This is a genomic window from Adlercreutzia sp. ZJ141 (genome assembly GCF_011038965.1).
GTDB lineage: Bacteria > Actinomycetota > Coriobacteriia > Coriobacteriales > Eggerthellaceae > ZJ141.
This window is the reverse complement of record NZ_JAAKEB010000009.1, coordinates 66396-85043: the sequence shown is the minus strand read 5'-3', so window position 1 is coordinate 85043 and position 18648 is coordinate 66396. Positions and strand designations below refer to the sequence as shown.

The 18648-nt window shown below is 53.5% G+C and carries 19 protein-coding genes and 1 pseudogene; 9 read left to right on the top strand and 11 right to left on the bottom strand.

Annotated elements, in window-relative coordinates; genetic code table 11:
* Nucleotides 1-6 precede the first annotated feature (6 nt).
* The 4 genes from pheS to G7Y44_RS06045 form a co-directional block, all read right to left on the bottom strand.
* A complete protein-coding gene (gene pheS, locus G7Y44_RS06060; RefSeq protein ID WP_165248335.1) occupies nt 7-1068 on the bottom strand; it encodes a phenylalanine--tRNA ligase subunit alpha in 1062 nt (353 codons plus the stop codon).
* Nucleotides 1069-1661: 593 nt separating this feature from the next.
* Nucleotides 1662-2108: a type II toxin-antitoxin system HicB family antitoxin gene (locus G7Y44_RS06055; protein ID WP_165046206.1), complete on the bottom strand. Its 447-nt coding sequence runs from the start codon at nt 2106-2108 to the stop codon at nt 1662-1664.
* A 47-nt stretch (nt 2109-2155) separates the two neighbouring features.
* Nucleotides 2156-2329: a type II toxin-antitoxin system HicA family toxin gene (locus G7Y44_RS10575; RefSeq protein WP_370514689.1), complete on the bottom strand. Its 174-nt coding sequence runs from the start codon at nt 2327-2329 to the stop codon at nt 2156-2158.
* A 677-nt stretch (nt 2330-3006) separates the two neighbouring features.
* Nucleotides 3007-3237 carry a helix-turn-helix domain-containing protein gene (locus tag G7Y44_RS06045; protein WP_241158238.1) on the bottom strand — a complete coding sequence of 77 codons (231 nt, stop codon included), beginning with the start codon at nt 3235-3237 and terminating at the stop codon, nt 3007-3009.
* Between the two features lie 119 nt (nt 3238-3356).
* On the opposite strand from G7Y44_RS06045, the gene G7Y44_RS06040 reads away from it, so the two are divergent.
* The 5 genes and pseudogenes from G7Y44_RS06040 to G7Y44_RS06025 all read left to right on the top strand — a co-directional run bounded on the left by G7Y44_RS06040 (nt 3357) and on the right by G7Y44_RS06025 (nt 7329).
* A complete protein-coding gene (locus G7Y44_RS06040; RefSeq protein WP_165248333.1) occupies nt 3357-4019 on the top strand; it encodes a zinc ribbon domain-containing protein in 663 nt (220 codons plus the stop codon).
* A 44-nt stretch (nt 4020-4063) separates the two neighbouring features.
* The gene (locus G7Y44_RS06035) at nt 4064-5380 is read left to right on the top strand and encodes a zinc ribbon domain-containing protein (RefSeq protein ID WP_165044797.1); all 1317 of its coding nucleotides are present in this window, start codon (nt 4064-4066) and stop codon (nt 5378-5380) included.
* A gap of 43 nt (nt 5381-5423) precedes the next feature.
* Nucleotides 5424-6206, top strand: coding sequence for a zinc ribbon domain-containing protein (locus G7Y44_RS06030; RefSeq protein WP_165248331.1), 783 nt, complete (start codon nt 5424-5426; stop codon nt 6204-6206).
* 13 nt (nt 6207-6219) lie between these two features.
* Nucleotides 6220-6282, top strand: a pseudogene (locus tag G7Y44_RS10570) (zinc-ribbon domain-containing protein); the annotation flags it as partial.
* A gap of 48 nt (nt 6283-6330) precedes the next feature.
* Nucleotides 6331-7329, top strand: a complete 999-nt coding sequence (locus G7Y44_RS06025; protein ID WP_241159206.1) for a hypothetical protein — start codon at nt 6331-6333, stop codon at nt 7327-7329.
* Between the two features lie 62 nt (nt 7330-7391).
* Here G7Y44_RS06025 and G7Y44_RS06020 read toward each other — a convergent pair whose 3' ends face one another.
* Entirely contained in the window at nt 7392-7544 is a 153-nt protein-coding gene (locus G7Y44_RS06020; protein WP_165044791.1) for a hypothetical protein, read from the bottom strand.
* On the opposite strand from G7Y44_RS06020, the gene G7Y44_RS06015 reads away from it, so the two are divergent.
* Nucleotides 7536-8063, top strand: coding sequence for a hypothetical protein (locus tag G7Y44_RS06015; protein WP_165044789.1), 528 nt, complete (start codon nt 7536-7538; stop codon nt 8061-8063). The two genes, G7Y44_RS06020 and G7Y44_RS06015, sit on opposite strands and share 9 nt — an antisense overlap.
* 91 nt (nt 8064-8154) lie before the next feature.
* Here G7Y44_RS06015 and G7Y44_RS06010 read toward each other — a convergent pair whose 3' ends face one another.
* On the bottom strand, nt 8155-9525 hold the full coding sequence (locus tag G7Y44_RS06010; protein ID WP_165248327.1) for a hypothetical protein: 1371 nt from the start codon (nt 9523-9525) through the stop codon (nt 8155-8157).
* A 207-nt stretch (nt 9526-9732) separates the two neighbouring features.
* On the opposite strand from G7Y44_RS06010, the gene G7Y44_RS06005 reads away from it, so the two are divergent.
* Nucleotides 9733-12669, top strand: a complete 2937-nt coding sequence (locus tag G7Y44_RS06005; protein WP_165248325.1) for an LPXTG cell wall anchor domain-containing protein — start codon at nt 9733-9735, stop codon at nt 12667-12669.
* A 134-nt stretch (nt 12670-12803) separates the two neighbouring features.
* Here G7Y44_RS06005 and G7Y44_RS06000 read toward each other — a convergent pair whose 3' ends face one another.
* The 3 genes from G7Y44_RS06000 to G7Y44_RS05990 all read right to left on the bottom strand — a co-directional run bounded on the left by G7Y44_RS06000 (nt 12804) and on the right by G7Y44_RS05990 (nt 14805).
* Entirely contained in the window at nt 12804-13211 is a 408-nt protein-coding gene (locus tag G7Y44_RS06000) for a type II toxin-antitoxin system VapC family toxin (RefSeq protein ID WP_165248323.1), read from the bottom strand.
* Nucleotides 13212-13222: 11 nt separating this feature from the next.
* Nucleotides 13223-13462 carry an antitoxin gene (locus G7Y44_RS05995; RefSeq protein WP_165248321.1) on the bottom strand — a complete coding sequence of 80 codons (240 nt, stop codon included), beginning with the start codon at nt 13460-13462 and terminating at the stop codon, nt 13223-13225.
* 137 nt (nt 13463-13599) lie between these two features.
* Nucleotides 13600-14805 carry a coiled-coil domain-containing protein gene (locus G7Y44_RS05990; RefSeq protein WP_241159205.1) on the bottom strand — a complete coding sequence of 402 codons (1206 nt, stop codon included), beginning with the start codon at nt 14803-14805 and terminating at the stop codon, nt 13600-13602.
* A 473-nt stretch (nt 14806-15278) separates the two neighbouring features.
* On the opposite strand from G7Y44_RS05990, the gene G7Y44_RS05985 reads away from it, so the two are divergent.
* Nucleotides 15279-15557 carry a helix-turn-helix domain-containing protein gene (locus G7Y44_RS05985; RefSeq protein ID WP_165044777.1) on the top strand — a complete coding sequence of 93 codons (279 nt, stop codon included), beginning with the start codon at nt 15279-15281 and terminating at the stop codon, nt 15555-15557.
* A complete protein-coding gene (locus tag G7Y44_RS05980; RefSeq protein WP_165248317.1) occupies nt 15554-16864 on the top strand; it encodes a HipA domain-containing protein in 1311 nt (436 codons plus the stop codon). The genes G7Y44_RS05985 and G7Y44_RS05980 overlap by 4 nt, the downstream gene beginning before the upstream one ends.
* Nucleotides 16865-17010: 146 nt before the next feature.
* Here G7Y44_RS05980 and G7Y44_RS05975 read toward each other — a convergent pair whose 3' ends face one another.
* Together G7Y44_RS05975 and G7Y44_RS05970 are read right to left on the bottom strand one after the other, a co-directional pair.
* Complete coding sequence (locus G7Y44_RS05975) at nt 17011-17784, bottom strand: amino acid ABC transporter ATP-binding protein (RefSeq protein WP_305793581.1); 774 nt, start codon at nt 17782-17784, stop codon at nt 17011-17013.
* Nucleotides 17785-17947: 163 nt separating this feature from the next.
* The gene (locus G7Y44_RS05970) at nt 17948-18601 is read right to left on the bottom strand and encodes an amino acid ABC transporter permease (protein ID WP_165044773.1); all 654 of its coding nucleotides are present in this window, start codon (nt 18599-18601) and stop codon (nt 17948-17950) included.
* Nucleotides 18602-18648: the final 47 nt, after the last annotated feature.

Here is an 18648-nt window from a genome sequence, read left to right as displayed (position 1 = left end):
CGAAACCTAAAACTGACGTAGGAACCGCATGTCGCCTTCTAGCAGCATACGCAGGTCGGGGACGTTGTACTTCAGGCAAGCGATGCGCTCCACCCCCATGCCGAACGCGAAGCCCGAGTACACCTCGGGGTCGATACCGCTCATTTCAAGCACGTTGGGATCCACCATGCCGCAGCCGAGAATTTCCAGCCAGCCGGTGCCCTTGCACATGCGGCAACCTTCGCCATGGCAAATGCCGCAGCTTACATCTACTTCGGCTGACGGCTCGGTGAACGGGAAGTAATGAGCACGGAAGCGCGTTTTGCGCTCGGGGCCAAACACCTGCTTGCACAGGTAATCGAGCGTGCCCTTCAGATCACCAAAGGTAATACCCTTGTCGATGACCAGGCCTTCGATTTGATGGAACTGGGGCAGATGCGAGGGGTCGGCCACGTCGCGGCGATACACCTTGCCCGGCGCAATCATGTAGATGGGCAATGGCTGATCCTCCATGCAGTGCACCTGCACGCCTGACGTTTGCGTGCGCAGCAGCACGTCGGACTCGCCACGAACCCTGGAAGTGTCGCCTGACAGGTCGTGCACATAGAACGTGTCCTGCATGCTGCGACTGGGATGGTCGGCCGGCGCGTTTAAGGCCGTGAAGTTGTAGTAGTCGGTTTCGACTTCAGGACCTTCGACAACGCAGTAGCCGAGCCCTAAGAAGATGTCGGATACTTCATCGGCGATGCGGTTAATGAGATGCCGTGTGCCCATCTGTTGAGCGCGGCCCGGCAGCGTCACATCTACAGCGGCCGCGTCGATAGCGGCCGAAAGTTCGGCCGCTGCAAGCGCCGCCTTGCGCGCGGACAGCGCCGCTTCCACCGCTGCGCGAACTTCGTTTACCGTTTTGCCCACAACAGCGCGTTCTTCTTTCGGAACCTGCCCCATAGAACGCAGGTAGCCGGTAAGCGTACCCGACTTGCCCAAAACCGCCACGCGCACTTGCTCGAGCGCAGCCGACGTGTCGGCCGCCTCGATAGACTCGAGCGTTCGCGCGCGCAGCGCCGCCAGTTCATCTGTAAGTGCCATGCTTCGCCTTTCTTCCTCTCGCAACAACTGCAACAAAAAAGAGCCCTCTCGCGTCCTAGGATGCCCGAAACGAAGAGTTTCGCAGGTCCAAGGACGAGAGATGAGCTCTCGCGGTACCACCTCGGTTGACGCATGCACACTGGCTCCTTGCGGCTTCACCTACTTATTCAGGACGTTCGCGAAGAACACGCCTGTGCGGAAAGCCAAAGCGCCATGTTGCTGCGCCCGCTCGTTTCGCTTGATAACGGAAGCACCCGTCATGCCCTACTTGCATCTCGCGCTGCATCTCGCACTGTGGCGTTCTTCGCGTTCTTCACCGGTGCTTACACCGTTGCGAAGCGGCCATACGCTTGGCGCGTCTGATTTCAGGCATGCTGCTCGGAAGGGAATTGGCACGCACTTGCCGCCCGAACCCTTTCAGCCGGTGAGGTTCGTCTCTGACGGCGCAAGCCCACGCATGCCACTGTCTTCGTCAGCGCATGTAACCATGTAGTATAGCGCACACCTACACAGTGCAGCGGAATTTCACGAACTCAATGGCGAAGAACGCGTAACTCACTCACGCCTTAACCCGAACCATTCAACATTCAACATCAAGCGCATGCTTTGTCTTTCTTCGGCCTACCGACCTTCGGCTTTTCTGCAATGCGAGCCCGTATGCTATCAAGCGTCACATACACATCGCGGCCAACGCGAAAACCCGTAAGAAGCCCCTCTTTTACCATTTGAGAAATACGTGACCTCGTTACCCCCAGAAGCACCGCAGCGTCTTTAGCGCTCACCTTTTCCACCGAATCGAGACTCACATCAACCGCTACAAGCAACACTCGTCCGCCTCTTTGTGGCTTGTGCTCCAATGTTGCCTCTGGTATTACCTCATTGTTCATCAGGCGATATTCGATTTCAGTCCTAAGCCAGTCCGCCGCCATTTCACAAGCTTCAGCAACGCTTTCCCCTTGTGTCGCACCACTAAAATCGAAAGGAATAGCCACAAACCAGCCTTCTTCTTCGACAATCTCAAACTCAAACACGTATACCATGACCCACCCCTTCGTTCTTGCTCGCTAAACGCAAGTTCTGCTCCTAGTCATTCGAGACCAGATTGTTTCCTGATTTCTCGTGCTGTGGTTTCTTTAAGCTCACGATGCCGAGGAACAACGGTTCGAAAACCGGGTTTTGCAAATACTTCATGACTCTTCCCACCCCTGCTGACAAACCCCGCTTCAATGAGCTCTCGCACAAGGTCCCTTCTTTTAACCATACAAGCTCCTTGTAATTATACACTTAAGTTAAAAATTTTAGAAGGGATCTCATAAGTCAAGAATCGCATCCGGTCCCTTCCCTTCGGCTAAACACCACATCGCAATGCTTCGCAAAAGGCTGTCCCTTAATTTGCTTAAGGTTAGGATCGGCTGTCCAACCATGACGACATTATAGCGAACATTTGTTTGTTGTTCAAGTCGTACACAAGACAATGCTCTTATTATAAAACGCTGCACTAGAGAAGGCTATTACGTACTAATACCTGATCAAGATGATAATCCCTCTTTTTGCCCGCTTGAGCTGCCGCATATTATTAACTTTTACCCCTTCAAAATCTCTTTTTTAGGACCGCCGAAAAATCTATGGTGACACCATACCGAAAAGCTTCAGCGATCCGCCAAGCCACCGGAAGGAAGGAGAACTACCGTGAATGTTCCCGATGGTATGCGCACAGCCGCAGCCGCACATGAGCCAATCACCCTGAGGGGCGGCACTGGGGAAACACCGCGAGCCGTCAGGTACGCAGCTCATCAAACAGATGAAATAGTTTTGTGGGAACTCGAGGGATTCACGCTTAAATCGGCACGCTACTTCCTCGACAACTACTTAGAACCGTTCGGCTATGAGCCAACAGTTGACAACCCTGATGTGTGGACGGTACCAGGCTGCAGCGTATCAAATTCCGGAGAAAAACTCCGAGAGTGACAAACCGAACCCGCCAGCAATTTTCTCAAGCACGTCAATGCTAGCGTTGCGCGTTCCCGCCTCCACCTTCGCGAGATAGGAACGCTCAACGCCCACCATAAGGGCAAGCTTATCCTGCGTGAGGTTACTTTCCTCCCGCAACTTGCGAATCTTCGCACCGATGGCTTTTCTCGTTGATGGTGTCATGAAGAAAGAGTACATGCTTGAGCTATACTTCTTGAGTCCTATCGGACTCAAGAAGTATATGATTGGACGAAACGTACACCGAACAAGATGGGTTGCAACTCGCGCTTCCAACCCATCCGTGAGAAAGGATCGAAATGTACTGCCCGTTTTGCGGAACCGCGCTTTCCGACAACGCACACTTTTGCCGAAACTGCGGCAAGACAATGCCCCAACCCAATGTAAACGCACGCATGAGCGCAAGCGCTAAGAAGAGCTCCCAAGCAGCAAGCGCTGGTTTGAGCATCCAGCACCTAAGCGCTTTTGAACTCGTGAGCATTGCGGCATCGCCCATCGTTATCCTCATTGCTATATTCGCCCCGTGGCTTAACCTGACCCAAGCAATGTCGTTTGCCGCCTCGTGGAATGGAATCGGATCGTCGCTCACGCTCATTGATGAAACCATCGCGCTCGCACAACATGCAGTTGATTTAAGCTCCTATGCCTGCGTAGCGGGCATGCTGCTGCTTGTCGCGATCATGGTAGCAAGCTTTATCTTCCTTGTACGATTCGCTTACGCTGCGCTCGCACGCAAGGCGAATACAGCACTCAATGGCACGATAGGCTTTGCAGGGCTTGCAGGCGTCTTGCTTATTCATAACCTCATTGTTGTGTTTTTCCCGAAGAGCTACGTTTTCGGAATCGGCTTCTCTCTTGGCTCTCCAAGTGCCTTCACCTGGGTGGCGCTCGTCATATGTGCAGCGCTCGCAGGGTGTCTTGTATACGACAGTAAGCACGAGAAGCACCTGTTCACTCGCTAGAAGCCTCTCTAGCATCACCATAGGAACTAACGAAAGGAAGGAACATGATCTACTGCGAAAACTGCGGCAAGCAACTCGAGAACAACGCTGCTTTCTGCGCAGAATGCGGCCACAAGGTAGGAGCCTTATCACCCGGAAAACCTTCGGAAGGTGCTTCTGGAAAACAACCTGTCGCCGGTATGCACTCGGCAGGTAACGCCGCTGGCACCAGCGCAAAAGCAACCGCAAATACAAAGAGCGCATCAAACGCTGCGAGCGCCACGGCACCCAAGGCCCTTTCGCCCAAGAATAAGAAAACCGCCATCATCGCGGGAGCATGTGCGGCAGCCATAGTCGTCATCGCGATCGTCGCATTCGCTGTGATGGGCGCAAACCCCATTTCAAACGACCGCCTGCGAGATGACGTCAACGCAAGCAATTTCGCCACCACAGGCGTGGTGCCTTCGAACTACGTTAACGAATCACCCTACGAGATAACCGACTTCAAGGTAGACGATCAGCAGAAGAGCAAGCAAAACCTCTTTGGCGCGGAACTCGAATGTGTGACGGCGACATTTACGGGCACGATGTCAAACGCCAACTTCGAAACCGACTTCACGGGTGAAGTGAGCTACATGAAGGAAAATGGCGAATGGGTATTGTTCTCAGACCCCAGCATCACCTCATCAACCACCACACCTTTGAAAGGTGTTGACTTCATTGACGAGAATACGGAATCCTCAGATAGCGCCGTCGTATACTCGACTTCCGATTTCGCATCAACTCTTGATGGTGGCGAGGGTTCCTACACCAGCACCGCCACGCAGAAGGTGAGCTACGACATGTGGTTTGCCACCGACACCGCCACCAGCACCGCCACTTTCGCGTTCAGCGAGACAGACGGTTGGCAGATGCAGGGCGAGGCTCAGCTGTCCGGCCAGGCAACTGAGTGGAAGCTGGCCGGCAAGACGTTCGAACTCACCGATGAATCGAATTACGGCAAAGTCACAGCCTCTCTTTCCTTCTCGAATGCTACCAGCGAGACTCTCGACGCGGACTATGTTATCGATTACGACAACAAGCGAGAGGATAAGACTTACTATAAGTATCACAACGTAGATCTCACTGGCGCGGTAACCAACGAACCCACGCATGAGTTTGGCCAGCCCAATTTCGCTGTGTCGTTTAAGGATACAAACAACTCCGTGGCTTTCGATTGCCGCAGCAATACCGTTTCTGATTCAAATGGATCAGCGGTTTCATACGCACTCAATACCTCTGTAGAAACCGAGAGCTCCTATATGACCTCGTACCTCGTTAGTATGGATAGCGGAAATGATTCCTATCTATCATTTGGTGGCAATTTTATCGAAAAAGCCTAGTCACGCAGCTGGCGCGATGTGATTTCAAAAGGAGGCGTTTAGGATGTTCTGCATGGTATGCGGAAGCGAGATAAGCAATCATGCAAAGTTTTGCACGAGCTGCGGCTCGCCTGCACCATGCATCCCGAACGCCTCCGCTGACGAACAGGCCGATTCCGACGAACCAGCCCGCTTTACCGAATACGTTGGCAACCCCGATTCCGTTAAGCCGGCCGACAACTCTACCACAACATCGGAACAACTCACCTTTCCCGAAGCCATGGATAGACAGAAGCACCGAAGCCACATCCGCATTCACGTGCTCGTACTCGCTGCGCTTGTGGCATTGGCGCTTTCCGCTGTCGCTTATGCCGCACACACCATTTATCGCTACTACGTGGAAGAGGTAAACCCACCTATCACCACCGTAGAGGAGCTCACAGCCGCGTTTGATGAAAAAGATGCGAACCGTGCCATCGCCTGCATGGACGAGAACACGCGCAATAAATACGATTCAACGTTTTCGCTGATAGACAGCGCAGCGAACAGTATCGGACTCGCTGTTCCCGACGGCGCAAGCCGCGCGGTGTTCGAAAGTCTTGTGAAAGACCTCTTTCCCAACTTGTCTTCATTTGCAGGAGAGAACATCGACTACCACGTGAGCATAGCGGACAGCAGTCAAAGCATCGATGGAAACTCCGCATTCGTATCGGGGACTTGGCGTTTTGAGCTTATTTCTGACAACAAGACAATCATTCAGGAAGAACCCTTCGCATTTAACCTCGTTTTGGAGCGGGGCACGTGGCGTATCTTATATGACGACACGTTCAAGAGCAATGTAGGTTAACCGGGAGAACAACATGTACTGCACGAAATGCGGAAGCGTACTATCCGACCAAGCAAAGTTCTGCACGAGCTGTGGCGCACCTACTAGCATAGTGGCCTCACCGGCCAACGCAGCAGGAGCGGAAATGGAAGCCCCCGAAGCTGCAGCCATGGCAGGTACGGAAGCTAGCACCTCCGAAGGCGCTGCCGATACCACCTCGGCAGCGCCCGTACGCACCACCTTTGCCCAAGCCATGGATCGCCAGAAAGGCAAAAGCCGCAGGCGTATTCCCACACTGGTACTGGTCGCACTGGTCACGCTGGCGCTTTCCGGCATCGCCTACGCCGCATACCGCGTATACACCGACGTCATAGCCCCACAACAACAAGAACAGCAGGCCGATCCCATAGAACAGGCAGAACCTGCGCAGCCGCAGGAGGCCAAAGAGCCAACGGAACCGGAAGAGCCTGATCTTGCGCAACAGGCCGAAACGGCTTACGCTGATGTTGTTGACGAGTTCCGACAGGTGATCGATCTGTGGCACACGAGAGGCGAAAGCTTTGACGATACCGATTTTAATTCAGACTACAGCAACGTAGAAATGAATGGCGTTGCTGTAGTCGGAAGCGATCTTAAAGGCTTTCAGTATGTTCCGACCATCTTCTTCCCTCTTTTTGCATCCAATCCGGCATTTTGGTACTGCATCGAAGACATCGACTCTGACGGTATACCCGAACTTATTGTCATGTGCGATTCGACAGATAGTGATTTAGATTCTGCCGATGGCATGTGTATTTTCACCTATTACAATAACGAGGTGAAACCTCTCGCGCAAGGATGGGATAGGTACCATTACATCCTCTGTAAAGACGGGGGCATTATCAACAAAGCCAGCGGCGGTGCCTGGACTGGCGAAGTCTCCTATTACGTGATAGAGAAAGGCCAGCTTGTTCTCGTTGAATCGTATTTCTGGGATGGGGACGCTCATGCCGGCTCTTCCACCATCATCCATACACTTCCCGACGGTACGAAAGTAACGGAGTCATCATCGGATTACGAAGATTTCAGCTTCATGAGTGCTCTCGAAGAGCAGCATCCCATAAGAACCGACACTGAATCGTTTAACTGGATAAGCTTGGAATAAAGGGGTTCAAAATGTACTGCGTAAAATGCGGGTCGAGGAATACAGGCGACGCCCGATTCTGTTTAAAATGCGGTGCGCCATTCGCCGGTCTGTCGGTATGGGAAAACGAGCAGGTAGCCGTACGACGACGCACCGAAATCCTTAATGGCGTTGCCTGGCTCTGCTCTCAGTTCGATACGCAATGCGATGCCTACAGCGAACTCAGGATGCTTCAAAACGAGCTTACCAGCTTACAAAGGCTCCAGCGACAAGCTTGGCCGACCATTGCAATCATCTTGCTTTTTATTCCCCTGTTCGCCATCGTCACCAGTATTCCCGCTGACATCATGATCATCAAACCAGATTACCTAGCAATAACAATTCTTGTAGCTCTTCCGGGCGTACTCACTTCGGTCATCGTCGTTATACAACGTTTGAAGCGAAAGAAAAGAATTCCCTTAGTCAGATCGCGTATATCAGAAATCTACCAAGGAATATACAAACACTACCTTACCGTTCCGAATAACCCCTTTGCGTTCGAATACAGCGATCCTTACACCTTGCGTGCGTTGTACGAAATCCTGCGACTTGGCAAGGCAGACAGCGTGAAAGAAGCGATCAACGTTCTTGAAATGTCCAACTATCAGTCCGCCATGTTGAACATGCAAGGGCAAATACTCGAAGAATCCAAAGCGGCGAAAGATGCGGCAATCACTGCTGCCGTTTTCGCAGGTGTTGCAGCAACACGCCGATAAGTACCCGAGAAAGAGCGAAGATACGTACTCACAAAAACATAGGGATAAGCTAACCAACCAGGCGAGCACACTACGAAGCGCGCCCCTGCTCTTACCGGTCCCCTTGTGCGTACTTGAGGGCGGCTTTTGCTGTTCTTGGGTTATCCTTGAGGTATTGTGCACGGCTCGCCACGTCGGCGGCAGTAATCACCCCTTCGTCGATAAGACGATACATGAAGGCACGCTGATCGCCACGCACAACAATGGCGGCGTCCAGTTCGTGCTGCAGAGTCTTCCATCCTTTTAAGCTAGATACTACACGACAACGAGCCTCACGCGCCGATTCTCCCGGGAAGCACGCCTTTGCAATGTGAGCCACCGATTCCCCCTCCGCAAAACGCCGACGCACTTCGTCTCGCTGTTCTTTCGAACGCGCATTTTTCGCTTTCGTCTTGCACTCAGCACTACAGAAACGCCGCTTGATACCCCGATGCCCCGTGAGCGAAAACCCTCGCCCACATTGCTCGCAATAGCCAATCTTCACCTGACCGAGCTTGCGCGCGAACCCATACCACAGATAACTCAAGAAGCAGTCGAACGCCATGAAGTCATCGCCTTCGGTGGAACTAAACACGTCGATGCGTACGCCTTGCAAGTGCAACGATATGATTGCGTACACCAGCTTCTGCAAATGCGGATAATCGGTTTCATCGAGCGGCAGCTCGTTCACCAGCAAGTTCGGTTCAGTGGAAAGCAAACCTAACACGCCTTCCACCGTCCAATCTTGCGAGATCAAAGTCGCGTCGCCCACAAGGCCGTGCAGCGCTTGCTCAACGACTGCCGCGTCGTTCGCGAAATACGAAAATGCCGCCGCGAAGTCAAGCGCCGATATCTCACGCTCAAACGATAGAAGAAACGCCGACAAGATGATGTGTCCCTCATCCACTTCGGCCGACATGAACGAATAGTCGAATCCCTGCTGTTGACGAAACTTTTTAAGCCATGGCAACGTCGGCATGATAGCAGCGTAGGCTGACTCATCCGAGCAACCGATATCAAACGATGCCGTGTAGACGGAAAACTCAGCCCCCGTACCCGAAACGCATGCTGTCATCTTCTCGATGTTTAGAGCTGCGGGAACAAACGGCTTGGCTCCGTTGAGCATTTCCTGCAGCGACACCATCTCGTGCGCAAGTGCAATGGCGCTCTGCCAATCGACGATGCTTTCGCAGTCGGAACGCCCGAAAAGCGGGCCGCTTGTTCCAGCAAACGCAACCGCTTCCGAAATCAACTTGATGACAGACAGGTCTTCGAGGCCTAAAGTGGCATCCGATCGCGCGTCCTCACCTTCACGCGATGCAACTTGCTGAGGCGTCAGCAGCTCAAACACAATGCTTGCAGGAGTGTTGTCATATGTAACGTACCGCGCCCCACGCGAGGGAAGTCTCCCTTGGGACGTTTTGATTTGATCGTGAATTCGCACAACGCACCTTCTTCCCCGCCAAGCATCTCCATGGAGGAAGCGCACCTAACGGTACGCACTGTTGACACTCCAACAAACTACCCAAACGTTGCAACACGCACGTTCGCGGCCTTAGGCCATTTTTTTACTCGTTCAAAATCTCTTTTTTCAGGATATTTAGAATTCTACTCTATCACTGTTAGAAAACCCAACGAAAAAGGAGAGAATATGGCTTCCGTACCTTCGAACACCAAGCACGAAAAGACATCTATTTGTTCGATTGTCAGCAAGGGAACATGTGTCGCTCTCGCAGCTGCCGTTGCCTTCTCAAGCCCGCAACCCTTATCGGCATTTGCGACAGAAAACGCATCACCGCAGACGAACAACAACGATACCGATAGCTCAGTCGCCCGTGCCACCATCTCGAAAGAAGAAGCCCTTGCTGCTATGACGCTTCAAGAAGCAACCGACGCCTTAAACGAAGCGCAGACAAACCTAACAGACGCCGAAAAAAACCACAGTGAAGCAGTTGCTGAAGCAGAAGCGGCACGCACGGCATACGAACAAGCAGTCAGCAAGCAAGAAGCAGCCAAGCAGGTGTTGGCAGAAGCACAGGACGCCGCCGCAGGCATCACTCCCGAAGCAGTTGAACATGCACAAACAGCAGCAAATGCCGCAGCAGCCGAGCTCACCGCAGCTCAATGTGAGCTCGCAGAAGCAGAAACAACACTTGAAGGCGCGCAGGAGTTCCACCGCATTGCGCAGGTTGCCCTCGAAGAGGCGCAGGCACAGCTTTCGGTAGCCCAAGCTGCGTTATCAGAGGCCGAACAAGCAGAAGCGAGCGCGCAGGCAGCCTACGACAACGCCGCTGCAGCCTTCGAGCAAGCGGAAGCGAATGCCACAGACGAAGGCCGCGCACAGCTGCAGGGAGAGATTGCTGCCGCGCAGACGGAACTAACTGTGGCGAACGACGCACGAGCCGCCGCTCAAGAAGAAGCATCTCGCGCGCAGACAGAGCTTTCCCAAGCCCAAATAGCCGTGGATCAGGCAGGGCAAACCGTACAAGCAGCCCAAGCTGTCACAGACGAAGCGCAAGCATCGGCTACAGCCGCAGAAGAGCAGCAAACCCAAGCGCAAACAGCACTCGATGCCGCGCGGCAACAACGCGATACTAACGCTGCGGCCAAGAACGCGGTGTTGGCCGACGTGAGTGCCAAGGAGCAAGCATGTGCCGACGCTGAAGCCGCCGAACAAGCAGCCTTGCAGGCAAAGGAAGTGGCCGACGCTGCGGTTTCCCGCGCCGAAATCGACCTCGCAGATGCCAAAGCCCGCGCGGAAGGAGTCGATGAAGCCATCTCCAAAGGCTCTATTGGTCTTATCGAGTGGATGCTGCAGAAAGACGATCTCACAGAGGATCAAATCAACGATCTGAACCAGGCACTCAAGGTTCTCGAAGATGCCCAGAAAGAGGATTTTTCCCGTTGGTATGGTGGCGAAAACGTCAACTTCGGCGAAAACCGCAATGGCAAGATTGTGGTAACGGGCGACGTAAAGGATGCTATCTCGCTGAAAAACACGCAAAAAGGCATCGACATCATGAAGAAGATCATCGAGCTCCGTGCAACCGACGAAAACTTCTGCAACATCATCGACGGGGGCACTGCCTCAACGAACTTCTATCTGATGGCGGTTACACAAGCAGCAACCGACCGCGGAGCAGGATTACGGCGTCATTCTTTGCTCTTGGTGTCATGCGAAAACCTAGCCTTCGGATATCCCGATCCCACACGCGGCTGGTACGACCAGGAAAAGGCGCGGTTCAACAAAATCCGCGACGACCTGGGAATCAACGCACCGCTGACAGCTGACGATGTAAAGCGCATCGAAAGCGAAGCGGAGCAACGCGATGTCACCATCGGGCATTACACAAACCTCTTCTGGAACGCAAACCAAGTTATGGGAGCTGGATTCACGCAGTATGGCATCACTTCGGGATACAGCGCCTCAAAAGCATCAAACTATGAGTATGTCTATTCTGTCGACGAGTTCGAAAACCTCTTTAAGGAATATCAACAATCCCTCCAAGATGCGCAAGGAGCCGTCGAACAAGCGCAAGCAACTCTGGATTCCGCTCGTACTGCGCAATCCGAAGCAGAATTAAATATCACCGCTACGACGGCCAGCAACGTGGCAGCAAATGAAGCCCTCGCTCAAGCAGCCGACGCGCTTTCCCGCGCAGAACAAGCTCTAGCAACCTCCGACGCAAACGTTGAGGAAAAGACCGCCGCACTCGAAGAAGCCGCACGAGTAACCGAAGCCGCACATGCTGCACTTAACCACACGAAGGAACAGCTCGCAGAAGCAGCGACCGATCTTGCCGAAAAGGAAGCAGGAGTGTCGGCCAAGCAAAACGCCCTTAACGCCGCCGAAAGCACCCTTGACTCAGCAAATTCCCTGGTAGAAGAAAAGCGACAGGCAGAAACTGAAGCGATAGCGAATCTTGAGCAGGTTGATGCCACACTCGCGCAAGCGCAGGCCGCAATGAGCGATGCAAAAACTACGCTTGACAACGCTACAGTCAACAGACAAGCTGCGCAAAGCAAGACCGACGCTGCTGCCGAGCAGGCTAAAAACGCGTACGACGCCGAGCAGGATGTATCCGACAAGCTTGCCACCGCCCAAAGCACACGGGATGAAAAGCAGCGTATCTATGCTGAAAAGCAGGCGCTGCACGACGATGCCCAAAGCGCTCTTTCCGCACTCAACAACAAAATTCAAACGCTTGAAGAAGCACAGCACTTTGCAACGTCAAGCGAGGAAAACGCAAAAGCCGCAGAGGATTCGCTTAGAGCCGCCGAGCAGCGAGAAGAAGAAACGGCACTATCGCTGGAGACAGCCAAGCAACGCATGCTCGAAGCGCAGGCAACCTACAGCGTGATCAACGAAAACGCTCAGGCTCCTACAGAACAGAACTCCGCTACTGCGCCGATGACCGCAGACAATAGCGCTGTCGAGCTGTCTACCGATTCAGCAGAATCCGCCAAATCACTTCCACAAACAGGCGACCACAACATGGGCCTTGTTGGTTTGGCAGGAACCGGCATTATCGCAAGCCTATCAGCCCTTATGCTCAGTATAAAACGGCGTTTGAAGTTGCAAGCATAGCCAACAACCGATAACAGTGAGGTTACGATAGTCAAACCGCAACCTCACTGTTAAGGTTTTTTACTGCGACCTTCCCATCACAGGCTTTCTCGTGCGATTTGCAACTTGTCGACACCCCGTCTTCCTTCACTTCACTACAGCTCCACTTCGTCCCAGCATTCCAAGAGAAGGCCCTTCACGCGGCTGAATTCTCGAATGTTGTTGCTGACAAGCGTTGCACCGTGGGCCAAAGCGGTTGCAGCGATGAGTAGGTCATTCGGGCCAATCATGCAGCCTCGCTTTTGAAGATCATGGCGCACGGCTGCATACTGAACAGCACATCGCGAATCAAAGGGAACAACCTGCAACGGAGCAAGAAAACGATCAATAAGAAACCTGCCTTCACGCGGGTTGCCGCTTTTTTCTGCACCAAAGCGAAGCTCTGCTTCCACAATACTCGGTACGCCAAAGTCGCTGGGACTTCTGCTTTTCATGACTTTATATGCATAAGGGAGACGCCCTCGCATGATTTCGATGCAGGTATCGGAGTCGAAAAGATACATGTCCTCCCCCTTTATTCAAAAAGGGCAATGTCGTCGAGCGGCACGTCAACTTCGTCGGGCGCCACAAACGTAAGGTCATTCAAGGAACCGTACACGTCTTCCCAGTAGCCACGTGGCCATGCGGGATTATCTTCGTCATGACGAATAAGGTTAACTACATATTTCGACAACGATTGACCAGAACCTACCGCACGCTCACGCAGCAATTCCATGGCAGAATCGTCTAAGTAAAGAGATAGCTGTGGCATCATATACCCCCTTGTATACTTGTTTCACAAGTATACAAGGTTTTGGAAAGAAAAGGCAAGCTGCGGGGTGACCTTTTCTTGGCCTCGCCCTCCGCCATACGTCAGCTTCGCCCTGCAAGGAACCGCCCTTCAGGAACCCTTTACAGGAACCGATAACTCACCGTGCGCAAGCCCCAAGCGTAGCAGTCGCCGAAGCCGAATGCCTTAAATACGCCCGGCTGCAAGTCGAGCACGCGGCTGCCACCGCCCATGTAGCCGCAATCGTTGACCACCGCATACACTGTCATGCCGTTGTAGCTGATCTCCACCGTTCGACCGAAATACGACCGGTAGCCAGGCAGAGACATAGGCACCGCCACGCCCATAGAGTTGTCGTCGCATACCGCACCTGTAGCGGTAATGCCCGGGTTGGGCGTATACGGATCGCTCGAGCCACCGTACGCCGAAGCAACGCCGGTCATCCAGCCCGCCGACGCAGAACCACCCGAGGAAGCGCCACCCGCCGCGGCACCTCCTCCACCGCCCGACGGCGGCGCAGCCACGTTACCGGAGCCGCCCGTGTTGCCAGAGTTCGTACCACCCGCTGCAGGATTGGGCGCAACTGGTGTGCCTTCAGGCACTGCGTCGGTGCGGTCGACCGTATTGGCGTTCTCAACGATTTCGGCACCGCCTTCTGCCGAGCTCTGCGCAAATGCCGCAGCTTGCGCGCGCAATGCTTCTAAGCGAGACGCCTGGCTTTCTTTCGCATCGGCCAGTTTCGCGCTGGCGTCATCAACTACCTGCTGCGCTTCGGCGCGCTTTTCTTCCAGCTCGGCCAGCGCGCGTTCCTGCTCGTTTTTCTGGAACGTGAGCGTCGCTGACACTTCTTCAAACTCCACCTTGCGCGCCTGTTGCTCGGCAACCTCGTCGGCATGGTAATCCATAATCTGGTCTAAGCAACTTACATTATTCAAAAGTTCCCCGAAGTTGTCTGAATCGAGCAGAACTGAAAGCAGCACGGAAACTGTATTGCTTCGATATTCATAGCGCGCGGTTTCTCCTAGTTTCGCGCGCCCTTCCAGCATCTCTTCCTGAGCAGCCATAACCTGCGTAATTGATTCGTCTATCTGGCTTTGGAGTTCGGCTATTTTGGCGGCCAGTTCATCGTATTCGGCAGATATCTCGGCCATGCTCGCTTCAGCCTCATCGAGCACCGCTTGCGCATCGTCAACTTCGTCGGCATGCGCGCATTCATACGGGAGACAACAGCCAACGGCCAGCAACGCCACTGCAAGCGAGAACGCCATAACCGCAGCAAGCAGCCTGGTTCCACACGCTTTTGTCTTTGCGTCGATCGCCCTAATCACCGGCATCCTTTCTCAAGTCCTACATAATCGCAAGCACCGCAGCGCATCAACGCGCAATTACGCCATGCTCCAATGAGGTGCTTTTCGTGCCTCAAGCATAGGCATCAAAGCCTGCACTCGTAGCAAAACCGTTTTATCGTAGCACGTTTAAAGTCTTTTCGCGGCAAAGCACATCAGATGTAGAAAAGCGCACAGCGCAGCTGCACCTACAGCTTCGCCCGCAAGTGCACCGCCAATCCAAAACTGGTGTAGTCTGATCCACGCTGCGCCACCCTCACCCCTTACTTGTGCCCATGCGTCCACAATGGTTCGCAGAGTACCCCATTCATAACGACACTCGCTAACGACATATCTCATGAACACACCGCAATCTATAACATTTGTAAAATATTTGATATATACCTACCAGCGATCTGCTGCGAATATGTACGAGCTGATGGTACTATGTATTAAATATTACTCAGGAGGAATTCATGGTTACAGCGCCCGACATAGCCGAGCGCGTACGTATGGGACGCAATGAGTTAGGCTTAACTCAAAATGAGCTCGCCCGGAAAACGGGAGTGAGTCGGCCCACCATTGTACGCATTGAGCGCGGCGAGGCCAATAGTGTCTCGTTCGGTACCTTGCAGCGCGTACTCAATGCCACGAATTGGGATTTTCGCCTTGACCGAGGTGTGGCGGTTCCCGCTTCTTCAAGTACTTTCGATGTCGATGCCTATCTCGACACTCTTTTCGGGGAAAACCGATGAACGGGGAAAAATTCCGCGCTCTCGAAGTGCGTATTGCAGGAAACCCCGCCGGCGAGCTGTTCATGAACAATGAAGGACTGTTTTCGTTCACGTACCGCCCCGATTACGCAGGTCCCGACTTGTCCATTTGCTTCCCTTCATCCCAGCGAAAGCACGAAGGCAAGGGAGTTTTTGCGTGGTTCGAAAACCTTCTGCCCGATGACGAGCGGATCAGACGCGGCATGGCTTCGAAAGCAGGCGTAGACACAGCGGTGTTTTTTCTTCTCGCTCATTTTGGTCTCGATCTCCCGGGTGCAGTTCAGGTGATATCACCTGAAGCTCAAGCGAGAACGTTTCAGGAGTCAAGCTACTCACAGCTCACTCCCAACCAGATAGAAGAACGCCTGCATCGCATCGCCGAGGCAGAAGAAGCAAACCGCGCTTGGTCTTGGACTGCCGAAAGCGAGCATTGGTCACTGGGAGGAATGCAAACCAAGCTTGCTTTGCGTGAGTTTAACGGAAACTGGTTCGAATGCCTTGGTTCCGCTGCATCCAATGTCATCGTTAAGCCTGGCATCACGCGCCTGAAAAGCCAAGCTGTAGACGAGTGCGTGACAATGCGCCTAGCAAAATACTGCGGGCTACCCGTCGCCGAAACAAGAATCGTACACTTCGGCGAGCAAGAAGCTATAGCTGTCAAACGCTACGACCGCTTCACGTTGCCCAAAAGCGGCGAAGTAGTGCGCATCCATCAAGAAGATCTCTGTCAAGCAACAGGCACGGTTTCCTCTAAGAAATACGCCATGGACGGAGGACCTACATCAGCCGACGTTGTTTCTTTGCTCAAAACAGCTGGTGACAAAAGTCTTGAGAGATTTATTGATGCTTTGCTTTTTAACTACCTCACTGCCTCAACCGATGCCCACGCAAAGAATTACTCCGTTTTGCATCCTGATGGCAGTCACTTCACCTTGGCTCCTCTCTATGACGTAGCAAGCATGGCCCCTTATATGGAGCCGAATCGCACATATCGTACAGCTATGTCTATCGGCGGAGAAAACCGCATTGGTTGGTTAAGAAAGTCTTCTTTGGAACGATTCGCCACACTCCACCAGCTTGACGCAAACACCCTTGTTCAAAGAACCGAACAGTTAGCGGAAACTATCAAGGACAACATTGAACATGCTGTGAATGATTTCGAAGACGAAGCATGTATCGACGAACTCGCATCGCGGCTCATACCACGCATAACAGCTCTCTGCTCTGCTACTCAGCACAACGTAACCCTATCGGGGAAACGCTTCCAACCTATCGACATAGCTCGCTGATACGACGTTTTGCAGCGCACTCCTGCTCCAGTTCTCCTGAATGGTGCGGCTCAGGACTGGTTGCAAATGTCCACACCCCCAGAATGGTTCTGCTTATACGTGCATACTTCAACCCTCGGCACGCACAGAGTGCGTGCCTGAAGTGCCTATTCTTCGCCGTAGTTCTTTAGGAAGGCGCGGGTTCGCTCGTGTTTAGGATTGTTGATGACCTCGGTTGCAGGGCCTTCCTCAACGATAACGCCACCATCCATAAAGATGATGCGGTCGGCCACGTCGCGCGCAAAGCTCATCTCGTGCGTGACTACCACCATGGTCATGTGTTCATCGGCCAAGTTGCGAATAACCTTTAGCACCCCTTGCGTAAGCTCGGGATCAAGCGCGCTCGTAGGCTCGTCAAAGAACAGAATGTCGGGGTCGGTTGCCAGCGCTCGGGCGATGGCCACGCGCTGCTGCTGACCACCAGACAGCTCACACGGCACCATGTTTTCCTTACCCGACAGGTTCATCTTCGCGAGCAGCTCGCGCGCACGCGCCTCCGCTTCCTTCTTCGAGCGTTTCTGCACGCGTACCTGCGCATCGGTAATGTTTTGCAACACGGTGAAATGCGGGAATAGATTGAAGTTCTGGAACACGAGCCCGAAACGCGATTTCGCCTGACGCTGCGTTTCCTTACCGGCGTACACCGCATGCGCCGCCCCGTTGTCTTCAGCAACCACCAAGTCGCCGTATGCGAGCGATCCACCGTCGAGCGTTTCAAGCAGCGTAGCACAACGAAGCAACGTCGACTTGCCGCCGCCCGACGCCCCAATGATGGCGACTACTTCGCCTTCTGCAACTTCAAGCGTTATATCCTTCAGCACGGGAGTATCCCCGAAGCTCTTCTGCGCATGCTTAAGCGACAACAGCGGTTTTTCACTCACAGCGAACTCCTTTTCTGCAGGTTCGTCATCGTTGCGTTATCAGGTGGTGCAAGTTCGCTCATATCCAACGCCCAACTCGGTTGCCGAGAGTGGCTTGGGGGGCGCGATAACCTCACCCTATGCCACACAACACAACACGCCGGGCAACGGATACCAAGCGGCCTTAATCGTGATAGTAGCTGAGCCTCTTCTCGATGTGCGTGAGCGCCATCTCTACCACGAAGTTGAACACCCAGTAAATCGCGGCAGCAATAATATAGGGCACCATGCTTACTTGCGACGCAGCGAGCGCCTTCGCCTGGCTAAACATTTCCATGATACCCAGCACAAACGCCAGCGATGTATCCTTCACCAACGTGATAATCTCGTTTCCCATGGCAGGCAGAATACGCTTGATTACCTGCGGCAACACGATGATCATGAACGTTTGGGCCTTTGTATAACCAAGCACACTGGCCGCTTCGTACTGCCCGCGCGGGATCGACTGGATGCCGCTTCGGTAGATTTCACCGAAGTATGCTGCGTAGTTTAAGATGAAGCCGATACTACAGGCGACAAATTTCCAGCTGGTTCCCATGCTGAGTCCGAAAATGTAGTAGGGGCCAAACATCCAGAACATCAGCTGCAACATGAGCGGCGTACCGCGCATAATAGATATGTAGATGCGCGCGATCCACGCAACCGGCTTGAGCCGACTCATGCGACACAGCGCCACCACCACACCAAGCGGCAAGGCACCCACCAGGGTCACCAGAAAAATCTGGGCGGTGAACACCAAACCCGACAGCAACAGGTTCATCATCGTTGCCAGTTCCACAAGCATCTCCTCATTCGCATCGCTCGAGCACGCTACTGCTTTATTGC

Bases quoted from the DNA above. Each gene is read 5' to 3' on its own strand.
- G7Y44_RS06005 (WP_165248325.1), top strand. From the start codon at position 9,733: ATGGCTTCCGTACCTTCGAACACCAAGCACGAAAAGACATCTATTTGT.
- G7Y44_RS05995 (WP_165248321.1), bottom strand. From the start codon at position 13,462: ATGATGCCACAGCTATCTCTTTACTTAGACGATTCTGCCATGGAATTG.
- pheS (WP_165248335.1), bottom strand. From the start codon at position 1,068: ATGGCACTTACAGATGAACTGGCGGCGCTGCGCGCGCGAACGCTCGAG.
- G7Y44_RS06045 (WP_241158238.1), bottom strand. From the start codon at position 3,237: ATGTACTCTTTCTTCATGACACCATCAACGAGAAAAGCCATCGGTGCG.
- G7Y44_RS06040 (WP_165248333.1), top strand. From the start codon at position 3,357: ATGTACTGCCCGTTTTGCGGAACCGCGCTTTCCGACAACGCACACTTT.
- G7Y44_RS06055 (WP_165046206.1), bottom strand. From the start codon at position 2,108: ATGGTATACGTGTTTGAGTTTGAGATTGTCGAAGAAGAAGGCTGGTTT.
- G7Y44_RS10575 (WP_370514689.1), bottom strand. From the start codon at position 2,329: ATGGTTAAAAGAAGGGACCTTGTGCGAGAGCTCATTGAAGCGGGGTTT.
- G7Y44_RS05985 (WP_165044777.1), top strand. From the start codon at position 15,279: ATGGTTACAGCGCCCGACATAGCCGAGCGCGTACGTATGGGACGCAAT.
- G7Y44_RS06035 (WP_165044797.1), top strand. From the start codon at position 4,064: ATGATCTACTGCGAAAACTGCGGCAAGCAACTCGAGAACAACGCTGCT.
- G7Y44_RS06030 (WP_165248331.1), top strand. From the start codon at position 5,424: ATGTTCTGCATGGTATGCGGAAGCGAGATAAGCAATCATGCAAAGTTT.
- G7Y44_RS06000 (WP_165248323.1), bottom strand. From the start codon at position 13,211: ATGTATCTTTTCGACTCCGATACCTGCATCGAAATCATGCGAGGGCGT.
- G7Y44_RS05980 (WP_165248317.1), top strand. From the start codon at position 15,554: ATGAACGGGGAAAAATTCCGCGCTCTCGAAGTGCGTATTGCAGGAAAC.
- G7Y44_RS06025 (WP_241159206.1), top strand. From the start codon at position 6,331: ATGGAAGCCCCCGAAGCTGCAGCCATGGCAGGTACGGAAGCTAGCACC.
- G7Y44_RS06015 (WP_165044789.1), top strand. From the start codon at position 7,536: ATGCTTCAAAACGAGCTTACCAGCTTACAAAGGCTCCAGCGACAAGCT.